Source organism: Micromonospora sp. NPDC049275 (assembly GCF_043197115.1).
Lineage (GTDB): Bacteria > Actinomycetota > Actinomycetes > Mycobacteriales > Micromonosporaceae > Micromonospora.
In genome coordinates this window covers 68,058-82,413 of the sequence record NZ_JBICSN010000003.1, presented here as the reverse complement: position 1 = coordinate 82,413, position 14,356 = coordinate 68,058, and the positions used below count along the sequence as shown (strand labels likewise).

Genomic DNA, 14,356 nt, shown 5'->3' with positions numbered 1-14,356 from the left:
GTTACCAGCCCTTCGCCAGGCTCGTCTGCAACCGGGCGGCACGCGCCGCCCGGAGCTGGAAGATCGCCTTCACCAGGGCGGGCGCGGCGATGAAGATGACGATCAGCGCTTGGAGCACGGTGACCAGCTCCAGCGAGATGCCCGAATACGACTGCATCCGGTTGCCGCCAGCCTGGAGAGCGCCGAAGAGCAGCGCCGCCAGCAGTACGCCCCACGGCTTCAACCTGCCGACCAGCGCCACCAGGATGCCGTCGAAGCCGATCTGCGCGACCACCAGCGGAGTGAGCGCGCTGGCGGTGGAGCCGAGAACCATGTTCGAGCCGCCGAGGCCGGACAGGATCCCGGAGAACACCATGATCAGGACGAACGTCCGGGTGACGCTGATGCCTGCCGTGCGGGCAGCGTCCGGGTTGGCCCCGACCGCGCGCAGCTCGAAGCCAAGCGTGGACCGGTTCAGCAGCCAGGCAACCGCCCACGTGGCCAACACCGCGAGCAGGATGCCGGCGTGCACCCGCAGGTTGTCGCCGAGCAGGCGGGGCAGTTCTGCAGAGGAGTCCACCGACTTGCTGATCGCGTCGGGGCGGCCCGGGTCCTGCACCCCCTTCTGCACGATCAACCACGTGAGGAAGTACGTGGCGATGTAGTTGAGCATGATCGTGATGATCACCTCGTGGGCGCCGGTACGCGCCTTGAGGATGCCCGGGATGAAGCCCCAGACCGCCCCGCCCAACGCGCCGGCCAGCACCGCGACCAGCAGGTGCAGGCCGGGGGGCAGCGGGAGCAGGAAGCCGGCGAGCGCGGCCAGGATCACGCCGACGGTGGCCTGACCCTGGGCGCCGATGTTGAACAGGCCGCCGCGGAAGGCCAGTGCCACCGCCAGGCCAGTGAAGGCGAGCGGCGCGGTGTACGTCAGCGTCTCGGAGATGGGCGCGAGCACCGCCTGCCAGCCGTTGGCCCCGTTCACCCAGCCGCTGAAGGCCTGCGGGTCGAAGACCGAGCCCTTGAACAGGTTGGCGTACGCCTCGCTCACAAGCGTCCAGCTGGCGGTGAAGGCGTCCGACGGTCGGGCGGTGATGTACGAGTAGGTGTGCAGTACGTCCGGATCAGAAATGATCATCAGTACCGCGCCGACGACGACCGCAAGCACCAGCGACAGCAGGGTCACCGTGAACGTATTGGCCGCCCAGAGATTGTCCAGGAAGAGCCGGCCCAGGGAAGGCTTCGGCTGCGACTCGGGGGCCTTCGGCACGGTGGTCGTGCCGGCCCGCTCGGTGTTGCCGAGCGCGTTCTGCGCCGCCTGCGCCTCGCTTGCCGGCTCCTTGTCCGGGGAACCCGACTGCGGATTGCTGTCGCTCATGCCTCGTCCTCGCTCGCGGAGCCTGCGTCGCTCGCCCGGCTCCCGTCGTCCACGCCGGGTTCGCCGGCAGCGGGGGTCGCGCCGGCTCCGGCCTCCGCGCCGGGCTCGTCGGCGGCGGGGGTCGCGTCGGCCCCGGCGGCCGTGTCCGGGTCGATGCCGGCCATCAGCAGACCGATCTCCTCGCGCGGGGTGTCCGGGCCGACGATGCCGATGATCCGTCCGCGGTACATCACCGCGATCCGGTCGGCCAGCCCGACCACCTCGTCGAGTTCGCTGGAGACCACCATGACGGCGGTGCCGATGTCCCGCTCGTGAATGATCTGGCTGTGGATGAACTCGATCGACCCGACGTCCACACCGCGGGTCGGCTGGGCGGCGATGAAGAGCTTCAGCGGCCGGGACAGCTCCCGAGCCACGATCACCTTCTGCTGGTTGCCGCCGGACAGGGTGCCCACGGCCGCGTCGGCCGAGGAGGTGCGGACGTCGAACTGCTCGATCCGCTCCCTGGCCGACGCCGCGATCGCGTCCGGCTTGAGGGCGAGCCCGGCTCCGAACGGCGCCCGGTCGTAGATGTCCAGCACCAGGTTCTCGGCGACGCTGAACTCCTTGACGAGGCCGTCCACGCTGCGGTCCTCGGGGACGTAGCCGACGCCGGCGCGGAGCACCTTCTTCGTCGTCCAGCCGTCGATCCGGTCGCCGCTCAGGCTGACCGTGCCGGCGAGCACCGGGCGCAGGCCCATGATCGCCTCGATCAGTTCCGTCTGACCGTTGCCCTGCACACCCGCCACGCCGAGCACCTCGCCCGCGCGCACGGTCAGGTCCAGCCCGTCGACGGCGCGGATCTGCCGGTCGTCGTCGACGACCAGTCCCGCGACCTCCAGCACCGGCTCGCCCGGGGTGGCCGGCGCCTTGTCCACGTCGAGCCGGACGTTGCGGCCGACCATCAGGGCGGCCAGCTCGTCCCGGCTGGCCTCCGGCGAGGCCGTGCCGACGGTCTTTCCGCGCCGGATGACGGTGATCCGGTCGGCGATCGCCTTGACCTCGCCGAGCTTGTGGGTGATGAACACGATCGACTTGCCGGCGGCCTTCAGCGACCGCATGACCGTCAGCAGTTCCTCGGTCTCCTGCGGGGTGAGCACCGCGGTCGGCTCGTCCAGGATGAGCAGGTCGACGTCGCGGGTGAGGGCCTTGACGATCTCGACACGCTGCTGGATGCCTACCGGAAGGTCCTCGATCACCGCGTCCGGGTCGACACGCAGGTTGTAGCGCTCGGACACCTCGGTGACCTCGCGCCGGGCCCGCCGCCGGTCCAGGAAGCCGGCGATCCCGCCCCGGACCTGCTCGGCGCCGAGCATGATGTTCTCGGCCACGGTGAAGACCGGCACCAGCATGAAGTGCTGGTGCACCATGCCGATCCCGGCCCCGATGGCATCGGACGGGCCCTTCAGCTTCAGCGGCGTGCCGTCGACCAGGATCTCGCCCTCGTCGGGCTGGTAGAGCCCGTAGAGCACGTTCATCAGTGTCGACTTGCCCGCGCCGTTCTCGCCGAGCAGGGCGTGAATCTCTCCAGGCTCCACCGTCAGGTCGATGTGGTCGTTGGCGACCAGATCACCGAACCGCTTGGTGATGCCGCGCAGTTCGAGTCTCAGCGCAACCTCCTGGAGTGCGAGCGATGGTGCAGCGTAGCTGCCGGTCGACCGGGCCGGACCGGGCCGGTCACCGTGGCGCGCGATCGGCCGCTCCGGCCCCACGGGTGGGTCACCCGCGAGCCGGAGCGGCCGGATCGGTCGTACCTGTCCCCCGCCGCCCCTGCGATGATCTCACCGGAGGAGCCGGCCGGTTGTCACTTGGTCGGCTGGGCCTTCGAGGTGACGGTGATGGTGCCGGCGGCGATGTCCGCCTTGATCTTGTCGACCTCGGTCTTCAGCTCGGCCGGAACCTTGCTGTCGAAGTCGTGGTACGGGGCGATGGAGACGCCGTTGTTGGCCAGGGTGCCGACGAAGCCGGGCTTGGCCTGGAGCTTCTCGCCACCGGCGGCCTTGAGCACGGCCTCCTTGACGGCGTCCGGGATGTTCTTGACCACGGTGGTCAGGATCGCGGCGCAGTCCGGCGTGCTCTCGCAGCCGTCGACGTCCACCCAGATGGTGCTGTACTTGCCACCGGAGGCCTTGGCCGCGGCGGTGGTGCCGAGGCCGGAGCCGCCGGCGACCGGCATGACGATGTCCGCACCCTGGGCGACCAGCGTGTCGGAGACCTTCTTGCCCTCGTCCTGCTTGGCGAAGTCGTTGGTGAAGGAGCCCTTCTGGGTCTCCTTGTTCCAGCCGAGCGCCTGGACGTTCTTGTTCTTGGTCTTGTTGAAGTACGCGACGCCGTCGACGAACCCGTCCATGAAGATGGTCACCGGCGGGATCGGAATCGCGCCGTACGTGCCCACCTTGCCGCTCTTGGTCATCCCGGCGGCCAGGTAGCCGGCCTGGAACGCGGCCTGGGCGGTGTCGAACTGCATCGGGTAGACGTTGGCGTCACCCGGGTTGGAGTCGACGATGCCGAACTGCTGGTTCGGGTTGGCCTTGGCGATCTTCGAGGTCGCGGTGGACATCAGGCCACCGACGGCAAGGATGAAGTCGCACTTCTGGTTGACGAACTGCGTCAGGTTCGGCTCGTAGTCCGCCTCGGCCTTCGACGCCACGTACTTGATGTCGATATTGTCGTTGGCGGCCTTGGCCTCCTGCAGGCCCTTCCAGGCCGAGGCGTTGAACGACTTGTCGTCGATGCCGCCAACGTCGGTCACCATGCAGGCGCTGTATTTCTTGGCGCCGCTGCCGGCGTTCTTGTCATCATCGGGGGCCTCGCCACAAGCGGCGGCGGCGCTCAGCACGAGCCCACCCACCGCGAAGATCGAAGCGATCCGCATCCCACGCACCGAGCGCAAGACGTCTCCTTCCCATTGCACACCGCGCCTTGTGCGGTGGCAGCCCATCAGCCGACCTGCGGGTGTGCCGCCGGCTGTCCCACGTTACGGACGGGAGCGTACGCCCGCGCCCACCCACCGGCCGACAATCGTGCACGACTGTTGAGCGCCTGTTACCCGGGTGTAACCCTTGCGTGGGGCACATCACTCTTCGTGCTGCTAACCGAGCGCCCAGGCGTCGCCAACGTCCGGTTTCCGGGGGTCGACCCCCTCCTCGGACGCTACCGCCAAAAGACCGCCACCGCCGCGTTGACCAGGGTCAGGCCGACGATCGCGAGGAAGTGGCCGCGGTTGACCACGTCCCGCTTCCGGGAGAAGAAGACCATGACGAAGATCAGCAGCGCGATCACCAACTTCGTCACAAGTTTCGCCGGGTTCGGCTCGTCGTCACCGCCACCGCGCAGCGGGGCGGAGAGGCCGAGCCCGGTCAGCAACTGGATCACGGCGCCCCAGAGCATGGCGGAATTGATCCGCAGCCTGCCGCTGACGTACTGAGCGATCGAGCCGCCGAGCAGCAGGGCGAAGCCGATCAGATGGACATAGAGGAGGATGAGTCGCAGTGCTTCCACGCCGCCCATCCTCCCCCATCAACGACAGTTCGTAGTAGGGGGTCGACGGGTCGGCGCGTCGCACCCGCTGGTCATCCCTTGACCGCTCCGGCGGTCAGGCCGGAGACGATGTAGCGCTGCAGGAGCTGGAAGACCAGCACGGTCGGGATCGCGGTGAGCAGGGTGCCGGCCGCGAAGATGCCGAAGTTGTTGTTGCGCTCGTTGCCCTGCAACAGGCCGTACATGCCGACCGCGAGGGTCTTCGAGTCGCTGCTGGTGAGGAACACGTTGGCCATCAGGAACTCGTTGATGGTGCCGATGAACGCCAGCAGCCCGGCCACCGCCAGGATCGGCGCCACCAGCGGCAGCATGATCCGGAAGAAGACCTGGGCGTGCGACGCCCCGTCCACGGTCGCCGACTCGTCCAGCTCCCGGGGCAGGGTGTCGAAGAAGCCCTTCATCAGCCAGGTGTTCACGCCGAGCGCGCCACCCAGGTAGAGCAGCAGCAACCCCCACGGGGTGTTGAAGCCTATCGACGGCCACAGGTCGGTGATCGTTCCGAAGATCAGGTAGATCGCCACGATCGCCAGGAACTGCGGGAACATCTGGATCAGCAGCAGCGACAGCAGGCCCACCCGCCGCCCCCGGAAGCGCATCCGGGAGAAGGCGTACGCGGCCAGCGCCGAGAGGAACACCGACGCGAACGAGGCCACCCCGGCGATCAACAGCGAGTTGAGGAACCACCGTTCGAAGGCGGTCCGCTCGAACAGTCCGGTGACGTTGCCGAGCGACACCCCGTCGGTGGGCACCAGCTCGCTTGTGGAGAGCGTGCCCAGCGGGTTGAGCGCGGCGGACACCACGAACACGATCGGGAAGAGGCTGAACAGCACGGCGAGCACGGCGACCAGGTGCCGCCAGCCGACCTGGGCGAACCAGCGGTTGCGCCGTCGACCACCGGTGGTCCGGTTCGGGGCAGGTCGGCCGGCCGTGTCGCCGGTACGCGCGGTGAGGGTGGTCACGAGTACACCTCCTCCTGCTTGCGGGTCCGCCGGAAGCTGACCGCCGAGACGACGGCGACGATGGCGAAGATGAACAGCGAGATCGCTGCGGCGAAGCCGAGCTGCGCGCCCTGCCCGCCGAAGGCCAGCCGGTAGGTGTACGTGATGAGCAGGTCGGTGGCGCCGTTGGTCGGGTTGTCGGCCGGGAAGGGCGCACCCTCGGTGGTCAGGTAGATCGCGTTGAAGTTGTTGAAGTTGAACGCGAACGACGAGATCAGCAGCGGGGACAGCGCGATCAGCAGCAGCGGCAGGGTGACCGCGCGGAAGGACTGCCAGGGCGAGGCCCCGTCGACAGAGGTGGCCTCGGTCAGCTCGCGCGGGATGGCCTGCAACGCGCCGGTGGCCACCAGGAACATGTACGGGTAGCCGAGCCACAGCTGGACGAGGATGACCGCGAAGCGGGCCGTCCACGGCTGGCCGAACCAGTCCACGTCCCAGCCGAACAGGTTGTTGATCAGCCCGAAGTCGGCGTTGAACATGTCCCGCCAGGCCAGCAGCATCGCGAACGACGGCATGGCGTACGGCAGGACCAGCAGCACCCGGTAGAGGTTGGCGCCGCGCATCCGGGGCGAGTGCAGCACGAGCGCGATGAGCATGCCGAGCAGGAACGTGCCGCCGGTGGAGCCGATGGCGAATGCGAAGTTCCAGATCAGGGTGCTCAGGAACGGGCCGGAGATGTTCTGGTCGGTGAGCACGCGGGTGAAGTTGCGCAGCCCGACGTTCACCTTCCAGCCCTGGGCCAGCCGCTCGCCGTCGGCGGCGACGAAGGCGCCCACCTCTCCGTCGGCGGTCCAGGTCTGCCCGGTGGCGGTGTCCCGGACGCAGTCGCAGTCGGCGTCGTATGCCCGCACCGCCCTGCCCTCGTACGCCCGGGACAGGCCGCTGGACCGCAGCGCGCCACCGGCGGTCGGGACGACCAGGTCGGTGATCTCCTTGCTGCGGGCGCTGGCCTGGCCGACGTTCAGCACGGTGTAGCCGTCGGCGGCGGTAACCTTGCCGCCCGCGCTGACCGTGACGTCGTCGGCGTCGAGTTGGCGCAGCCCGCCCGCGTCACCGGCGGAGACCGCCCCGCTGGTGGGGTCGGTGATGAGGAAGACCAGTGGGGCGGTGGCCGGGTCGCCCTTGGTGGCGATCGACAGGGCGTACTGGGCGGAGCCGGGCACCTGGGTGACCGACGAGGTCTGGATCGCGACGATCGCCTCGTCCTTGCCGCCCCGGTGCCCGTCACCGAAGTTGGTGAAGGCGGTGCTCGCCGTGTAGAGCACCGGGAAGACCTGGAAGGCGATGAGGAACAGGGTTCCCGGGACCAGGTACTTGGCCGGGATGTGCCGCCGGGTGAGGTAGAGGTAGAACAGCCCGGCGGTGGTCGCCGCCAGCAGGGCCAGGCCGGCCCACATCTCCCCGTCGACGAGCGGGAATGCCGCCCAGAGGGCGATGCCGGCGGTCAGGCCGAGCAGGAGCACCTTGCCGGCGAGGCCGGTCAGGGTGATCGGCGCGTGGTCACGCGAACGCGGGGAGCGGGAGCCGACGGGCCCCCGGCCCGGGGCCTGCGTGGCAGATCCCGGGCCGGACAGCGGCGTACTCATTACTTGATCTGGCCGGAGATGGTCTTACCGGCGGCGGTGATGGTGCTGGTCGGGTCGGCCCCGCCGATGACGGCGGCCTCGGCCTTGCCGAACGGGTCCCAGATGGCGGCCATCGCCGGGATCGCCGGGAGCACCTGGCCGTTCTTGCCGGCCTCCTGGAACTTGGCCAGGTCCGGGTCGCTGCCCTTGACCTGGTCGAGCGCGGCGGTAAGCGCCGGCGGCCGGGGCTCGGCGTTGTAGAGCGCGACGGCCAGGTCCGGGGTGGTCGTGTAGTTGGCGACGAACTCCTGGGCAAGCGCCTTGTTCTTGCCCTTGGCGGCTACGTAGAACGCCTGCACACCCACGAACGGCTGGGCCTCCTTGCCGCCGGCGAAGCCGGGGATCGCGGAGATGTCGTACGTGATGTTGGCCTTCTTGACGTCGGCGACCGCCCACGGCCCGGAGACCAGGTACGCGCACTTCTTGCCGGTGAAGGTGGCGATCGAGTTGGTGTCCGCGATGGAGCGCTTGAGCACGCCCTCGCCCTTCTCGCCCAGCGCGCCGATCTTCTTGAACGCCTCGATCGACGCGGGCTTGCCCACGCCCAGGTCCTTCGGGTCGTAGTCACCGTTGGCCCCGGCGCCGAAGAGGTAACCGCCGGCCGAGGTGTAGAGCGGATAGATGTGGTACGCGTCGCCGTTCTGGCCGACCTGGAGGCAGAGCGTCTCGGTGACCTTCTTCGACGCCTTGAGCTGCTTACCCGTGGCGACCAGGTCCTCAATGGTCTTCGGCGCTTCGGGGGCCAGCTCGGTGTTGCGGATCAGCGCCAGGTTCTCCTGCGCGTACGGCACCCCGTAGAGCTGGCCGTTGAAGGTGACAGCCTTGATGGCCGTCGCGTTGAACGCGTTCTTCTGCTCGGCGGCGAGCTGCACGGGGTCGATGGCCCCGTTCTGCACCAGGTTGCCGATCCAGTCGTGCGCGCCGACCACCACGTCGGGGCCACTGCCCTGCTGCGAGGCGGTGACGAAGTTGGTCTGCAGCTCCTTGCTGACGGCCTGGACCTCGACGGTGACGCCGTTCTCCTGGCCGAACTTCTCGGCGAACGGCTTGAGGGCGGCGGTGCGCTTGTCGTCCGCCCAGATCACCAGCTTGCCGCCGGCGGCCTTGGGGGACTCCTTCGCGGCCGGCTCGTCGCTGTCGCCACCACAGCCGGAGGCGGCGAGCGCCAGGGCGAAGACGGCGACCACACCCGCGGTACGGATGCGCATCGGTACTCCTGTCGTCATGGCGGATCCGCCGGGGGAAGGACGGTCCGCCAGTGGGAAAGCTGAAATTTTTTGCCAATCGACGCAGCGATACTGCGCGCTGCTCGCGTATGTTGCGGGGACGTTAGCAAGACGTTGCAGATAATGGAAGGGCTTGCAGAGCGCCCCGCAAGAACTTGCCGGTGGGCTAAAGTGCCGCCATGCGCGCTCGACTGTCCGACATCGCCCAGCAGGCCGAAGTCAGCGAGGCCACGGTGTCGCGGGTGCTCAACGACCGCCCCGGCGTGGCCCCGGAGACCCGACAGGCCGTCCTCACCGCCCTCGACGTCCTCGGCTACGAGCGGCCGGCCCGGCTGCGAAAGCGCAGCGCCGGCCTGGTCGGCCTGGTGGTGCCCGAGTTGGACAACCCGATCTTCCCCGCGTTCGCGCAGGTCATCGAGTCGACGCTGGCGCAGAGCGGGTTCACCCCGGTGCTCTGCACCCAGACCGCCGGGGGCGTGACCGAGGACGAATACGTGGAGATGCTGCTCGACAGGCAGGTCTCCGGGATCGTCTTCGTCTCCGGCCTGCACGCCGACACCGCCGCCAACCACGACCGCTACCGGGCGCTCATCGCCCGACCGTTGCCGGTCGTGATGATCAACGGGTACGTCCCCGGCATCGGCGCCCCCTTCGTCTCCTGCGACGACCGGGAGGCCGCCGACCTGGCCGTGGCTCACCTCGTCGCGCTCGGGCACCGACGGATCGGCCTGATCACCGGTCCGGACCGGTTCGTGCCGGTGCAGCGAAAGGTGGCCGGCTGGCGGGCGGCGATGACCCGACTCGCCGGCGTCGCCGAGGCCGACCTCGGCCCGCTGGCCGAGCTGACGCTGTTCGGTGTGGAGGGTGGCGAGGCGGCGGCCGGTCGGCTGCTCGACCGGGGCGTCACCGGCCTGGTCTGCGGCTCCGACCTGATGGCGCTCGGCGCGGTGCGGGCGGCCCGGCACCGCGGTCTGACCGTTCCCGGCGACGTCTCCGTGGTCGGCTACGACGACTCACCGCTCATGGCCTTCACCGACCCGCCGCTGACCACCGTGCGGCAGCCGGTCACCGCGATGGCGGTGGCCGCGGTCCGGGCCCTGGTGGACGAGATCAACGGGCATGGCGCCCCGCACTCGGAGTACCTGTTCCGCCCCGAGCTGGTCGCGCGGGGTTCCACCGCGGTGGCCCCCGCCGCCGTGCGGTTTCCTTACGCAAGATCTGCTTGACTCTTGCAGGGGTGGGCGGCATATTGCTCAGACAGCCGCGCCCGAGCACGAGACAGACGGGGAAACACCACCGATGACCGTCAGCGCCACCACCCCGCCCCGCACCGACGACGACTGGTGGCGCTCGGCGGTCGTCTACCAGGTCTACGTGCGCAGCTTCGCCGACAGCGACGGTGACGGCATCGGGGATCTCGCCGGCATCCGGGAGCGTCTGCCGTACCTGCGGGACCTCGGCGTGGACGCGCTCTGGCTGACCCCGTTCTACACCTCCCCGATGGTCGACGGCGGATACGACGTCGCCGACTACCGCGACGTCGACCCCCTGTTCGGCACCCTCACCGACTTCGACGCGATGATCACCGACGCGCATGCCCTCGGCCTGCGGATCATCGTCGACCTGGTCCCCAACCACACCTCCAGCGCGCACCGCTGGTTCACCGACGCCCTCACCGCCGGTCCCGGATCGCCCGAACGCTCCCGCTACCTCTTCGCCGACGGCCGGGGCGCGCACGGCGAGCTGCCCCCCAACGACTGGGAGAGCATCTTCGGCGGCCCGGCCTGGACCCGGATCCCCGACGGCCAGTGGTACCTGCACCTGTTCGACCCGGCCCAGCCGGACCTCAACTGGCGCAACCCGCAGGTCCGCACGGAGTTCGAAGACGTCCTGCGGTTCTGGCTGGACCGGGGCGTGGACGGCTTCCGCGTCGACGTGGCCCACGGCATGATCAAGGCCGAAGGGCTGCCGGACGTCGGCTTCAGCACGATGACGACCGGGCAGCGCCAGGTCGACCTGCTCGGCAAGGCCCGCCTGCCCTACTTCGACCAGGACGAGGTACACGAGATCTACCGCGCGTGGCGGCCCATCCTGGACAGCTACCCGGGTGCTCGGATGGCGGTCGCCGAGGCGTGGGCCGAGACCCCGCAGCGCCTCGCCCGCTACATCGGCCCGGACGAGCTGCACCAGGCGTTCAGCTTCGACTTCCTCGACGCCACCTGGTGCGCCGACTCGTTCCGCAAGGTGATCGACACCGCGCTGGCCGAGGCGACCGTGGTCGGCGCGCCCACCACCTGGGTGCTGTCCAACCACGACAAGCAGCGACACGTCACCCGTTACGGCGACGGCCCGGAAGGGCTGCGCCGCGCCCGCGCCGCCAGCCTGCTCATGCTCGCCCTTCCCGGCTGCGCCTACCTCTACCAGGGCGAGGAGTTGGGACTGCCCGAGGTCCTCGACCTCCCCGACGAGCTGCGCCAGGACCCGGCGTTCCTACGGACCGGCGAGAGCCGCGACGGCTGCCGGGTGCCCATCCCGTGGAGCGGTGAGCTGGCGCCGTACGGCTTCGGGCCGGCCAGCAGCGAGCTGAGCTGGCTACCCGCCCCGGCGACCTGGCGTGCCCTGTCGGTCGCCGCGCAGGCCGGCACTCCCGGCTCGACGCTGGAGCTGTACCGAGCCGCCCTGCGCATCCGTCACGAACACCCGGCGTTGGCTCTCGGCGCCGGCCCGGTCAGCTGGCTGGAGAGTGGACCGGGCGTGCTGGCCTTCTCCCGTACCGCCGGCGCAACCGTGCTGACCTGCGTGGTCAACCTCAGCGGAGCGCCGGTGGAGATCGACGGGTACGGCGAGCCGATCGTCGCCAGCGCGACGCTCACCCGGCAGGGGGCCGGCCATCTGCTGCCCGTCGACGCGGCCGCCTGGTTGGAACGGCGCTGAGCGGGTAAGCCGTTCTCGACCTGGTCGTCCGCCGTGCCCCGCGCCAGCGGGCGACTGGGCTACCGGCCCCTTGTGGTGGGGGGTGAGGTGCACCGGCGTCACGCGGAGTCCGCTCCGCGCGGCGCCGGTGTTCGTGTACGTGTCACTTCGCGGTGAGCAGGGCCGCGATCCGGGTGAAGCCTTCGCGGACCTCTGCCTCGTTCGGCGGCTCGACGGGTTCGCCGTGGCCCGCCTCGTCCGCCGCGGCGTCCAACTCCTCGTCGATCACGTCCTCGAAGTCGCCGTACAGGTCGGCCCCCTCGACCTGACGGGCCTCGTCCTCGGCGGCCACCTGCGCGGCGGCGATCTCGCTGCGGATCTCGTCCGCCGACAGCGCCGGCAGCAGCGGCTCGACCACTGCCATCAACTGCTCCTCGGCCACCACCGCCTCGGCCAACGCCAACGCGTGCGGTCGCTCGTACGGCCCGCAGACCACCGGCTCCCACTCGTCGAGGTCGCCCAACGGCCCGAAGGTGATGATCCACGGCAGGCCGAGCATCGGCGAGTCGGCCGGCAGGTCCAGTGTCATGAGTGCGCCCACCGGCTCATCATGGTCCGCGAACGCGAACATCGGTGCCGTTCTGTTCAGTTACCGCCCGTCCGGCGGTCGATCAGGAACCGGTCAGCCGGGTCGGGCGGCGTCCAGAGCGGCCCGGACCAGGGCGAGCGCGGTGGCCGGCGGGACGCCGAGCCGAGCCGCCTCGGCCGCGTAGCCCGCCGCCGCCCGGTGCAGACGGTCGACGGCGTCGTCGCGACCAGGCGCCACGAACGTGCCGTTGCGCCCCCGGGTTTCCAGCAGCCCCGCCCCTTCCAGCTCCCGGTACGCCCGCGCCACGGTGTTCGCGGCCAGCCGCAGGTCGGCGGCGAGCTGGCGGACGGTGGGCAGGCGGCTGCCCACCGGCAACCGGCCGTCGCCGATCAACTCGGCGAGCTGCAACCGCACCTGCTCGTACGGGGGCACCGGCGAGTCCGCATCGACAGTTATCAGCACGTCCGGCACCTCAGCCATCAGCCCGCACCGCCCGGCGCGCCGGGATCGGTGTCCTCGTCGACATCGACCGGCGGGGCGCCCTCCGCCAGATCCACCACACGCCCGCTCGTACTGGTCGCGAGCAGCGCCGCCCCGAACAGCACCAGTTGGTTCAGCAGGTAGAGGTAGAGCAGCAGACCGACCGCGCCGGCCACCACCGTGTACGCCGGATTGCGCTCGGTACGCACCACGTAGTAGCGCCCGACCGTGTTGAGCAACGTGATGCCGACCGCCACCAGCAGCACCACCGGGCGCAGTCGGGACCGGCTCATCCGCAGCCGGGGCACCGCGAGCAGCAGCGCGGTGGCGAGCACCGCGTTGACAAGCACGCTGAGCACCGCGCTGACAGTGGTCAGGCCTACCGACCCGGTGCTGCGCAGCAGGAAGCGCAGCAGCGACTCCAACGCGTCCACCGCCGCCACCGACAGGCCGAGCAGCACGAAGACGCCGATCATCACGCCCAGGTCGACAAGTCGCCGAACCACGAGGTTGCCGGGCTGCTGGTTGAGCGCGTACATGAGCCGCTGAGAGGAGCGGATCGCCTCCACCCAGCCGATCCCGGTGAAGACCAGGATGACCAGGCCGACCACGCCGACCGTGCCGCTGGAGTTGGCGATCTGCTGCGCGTCCAGGAACGGCAGGTTCTCCTTCAGGAACCCGGCCGCCGCCGCGGAGACCTCGTCGTTGTCCTCCAGGATCGCGCCGAAGATGGAGTACGCGACCAGAGCCAGCGCGAAGACGGCGAAGAAGCCGTAGTAGGCGATCGCGGCGGCGAGCCGTCCGGCCAACACCTCGGCGTAGAGCGCCCCGGCACGCCAGACGTGGTCGAACAGGTTCGACCGGCGGCGCGCGGCACTCACCCAGCGGTCGATACCCGCCTCGATCCGGCCGATCACGTTCACGCGATCATCCTCGCCGATCTTTCACCGCCACCGTGGCAACCGGTGCAGGAGTGCTCGCCGCCCGGCGGGTCGCCGACCGTCAGTCGCCGAGGCGGAAGTCCCGGCGGGGTTGCCACCGGGTCTGCCCGCTGTGCGAGAAGAGGGTGAACCCGTCGACCTCGAACATCGCGGAGAAGTCGGCCAGATCCTCGTACACCCTGTCCAACGCCTCCGGAGCGACGTCCTGCGCCACGGTGACGTGCGGATGGTACGGGAAGCGGGTCTGGCGGTGCAGGCCCGGCGCGGCCGCGATGGCGGCGGCAAGCAGTTCGCATTCGCTGATCCCGGCGGCCACCGCGACGAACACCACCTGCGTCACCGGCCGGAACGTGCCGGTGCCCCGCAGGTGCAGCGTGAACGGCAGATGCGCGGCGGCCACGGCGGCGAGGTGCCGCTCGACGCCCGGCAGGACGGCGGTCGGGATCTCGGTCGGGCCGAGCAGCGTCACGTGCGCCGGCACCGCGAGCGGATCGCCCGCCTCGACCCGTCGCCGGGTGAGCTGGGCCCCCCACGGCTCCGGGATGTCCACCGCGATGCCGATCTGGACGGTGTCGCCGGACGGCGGCACCCCGTCACTGCGATCCACGCTGCGCGCCGCCACGTCGGCCACCGACCCGCCCACCTGTC

13 protein-coding genes are annotated in these 14,356 nt (G+C 70.0%); 2 read left to right on the top strand and 11 right to left on the bottom strand.

Annotation, left to right across the window (positions count from 1 at the left end; all coding sequences use genetic code 11):
- Position 1: 1 nt before the first annotated feature.
- The 7 genes from ACGFIE_RS10885 to ACGFIE_RS10855 form a co-directional block, all read right to left on the bottom strand.
- Positions 2 to 1,357: an ABC transporter permease gene (locus ACGFIE_RS10885; protein WP_393293353.1), complete on the bottom strand. Its 1,356-nt coding sequence runs from the start codon at positions 1,355 to 1,357 to the stop codon at positions 2 to 4.
- Complete coding sequence (locus ACGFIE_RS10880; RefSeq protein WP_363678336.1) at positions 1,354 to 3,108, bottom strand: ABC transporter ATP-binding protein; 1,755 nt, start codon at positions 3,106 to 3,108, stop codon at positions 1,354 to 1,356. Before ACGFIE_RS10880 ends, ACGFIE_RS10885 begins: the two co-directional genes overlap by 4 nt.
- Before the next feature lie 92 nt (positions 3,109 to 3,200).
- Complete coding sequence (locus tag ACGFIE_RS10875; protein WP_363679526.1) at positions 3,201 to 4,271, bottom strand: BMP family ABC transporter substrate-binding protein; 1,071 nt, start codon at positions 4,269 to 4,271, stop codon at positions 3,201 to 3,203.
- A 278-nt stretch (positions 4,272 to 4,549) separates the two neighbouring features.
- Positions 4,550 to 4,897, bottom strand: coding sequence for a hypothetical protein (locus tag ACGFIE_RS10870; protein ID WP_363678334.1), 348 nt, complete (start codon positions 4,895 to 4,897; stop codon positions 4,550 to 4,552).
- Between the two features lie 71 nt (positions 4,898 to 4,968).
- Positions 4,969 to 5,784, bottom strand: coding sequence for an ABC transporter permease subunit (locus ACGFIE_RS10865; protein ID WP_363679524.1), 816 nt, complete (start codon positions 5,782 to 5,784; stop codon positions 4,969 to 4,971).
- Positions 5,785 to 5,891: 107 nt separating this feature from the next.
- On the bottom strand, positions 5,892 to 7,520 hold the full coding sequence (locus tag ACGFIE_RS10860; protein WP_393293350.1) for an ABC transporter permease subunit: 1,629 nt from the start codon (positions 7,518 to 7,520) through the stop codon (positions 5,892 to 5,894).
- Positions 7,520 to 8,767 carry an extracellular solute-binding protein gene (locus ACGFIE_RS10855; RefSeq protein ID WP_393293348.1) on the bottom strand — a complete coding sequence of 416 codons (1,248 nt, stop codon included), beginning with the start codon at positions 8,765 to 8,767 and terminating at the stop codon, positions 7,520 to 7,522. The genes ACGFIE_RS10860 and ACGFIE_RS10855 overlap by 1 nt, the downstream gene beginning before the upstream one ends.
- A 197-nt stretch (positions 8,768 to 8,964) precedes the next feature.
- On the opposite strand from ACGFIE_RS10855, the gene ACGFIE_RS10850 reads away from it, so the two are divergent.
- Positions 8,965 to 10,011, top strand: coding sequence for a LacI family DNA-binding transcriptional regulator (locus tag ACGFIE_RS10850; RefSeq protein ID WP_363678326.1), 1,047 nt, complete (start codon positions 8,965 to 8,967; stop codon positions 10,009 to 10,011).
- 73 nt (positions 10,012 to 10,084) lie between these two features.
- Positions 10,085 to 11,719, top strand: coding sequence for a glycoside hydrolase family 13 protein (locus ACGFIE_RS10845; RefSeq protein ID WP_393293345.1), 1,635 nt, complete (start codon positions 10,085 to 10,087; stop codon positions 11,717 to 11,719).
- A gap of 142 nt (positions 11,720 to 11,861) precedes the next feature.
- Here ACGFIE_RS10845 and ACGFIE_RS10840 read toward each other — a convergent pair whose 3' ends face one another.
- From ACGFIE_RS10840 to ACGFIE_RS10825, 4 genes are all read right to left on the bottom strand, one after another.
- Positions 11,862 to 12,299 (bottom strand): hypothetical protein, encoded by a 438-nt coding sequence (locus ACGFIE_RS10840; protein ID WP_393293342.1) that lies wholly within the window; start codon positions 12,297 to 12,299, stop codon positions 11,862 to 11,864.
- Between the two features lie 81 nt (positions 12,300 to 12,380).
- The gene (locus tag ACGFIE_RS10835; protein WP_363678320.1) at positions 12,381 to 12,767 is read right to left on the bottom strand and encodes a GntR family transcriptional regulator; all 387 of its coding nucleotides are present in this window, start codon (positions 12,765 to 12,767) and stop codon (positions 12,381 to 12,383) included.
- On the bottom strand, positions 12,767 to 13,690 hold the full coding sequence (locus ACGFIE_RS10830; RefSeq protein WP_393293339.1) for a YhjD/YihY/BrkB family envelope integrity protein: 924 nt from the start codon (positions 13,688 to 13,690) through the stop codon (positions 12,767 to 12,769). The genes ACGFIE_RS10835 and ACGFIE_RS10830 overlap by 1 nt, the downstream gene beginning before the upstream one ends.
- A gap of 79 nt (positions 13,691 to 13,769) precedes the next feature.
- Complete coding sequence (locus ACGFIE_RS10825; protein ID WP_363678316.1) at positions 13,770 to 14,339, bottom strand: 2'-5' RNA ligase family protein; 570 nt, start codon at positions 14,337 to 14,339, stop codon at positions 13,770 to 13,772.
- Positions 14,340 to 14,356 lie beyond the last annotated feature (17 nt).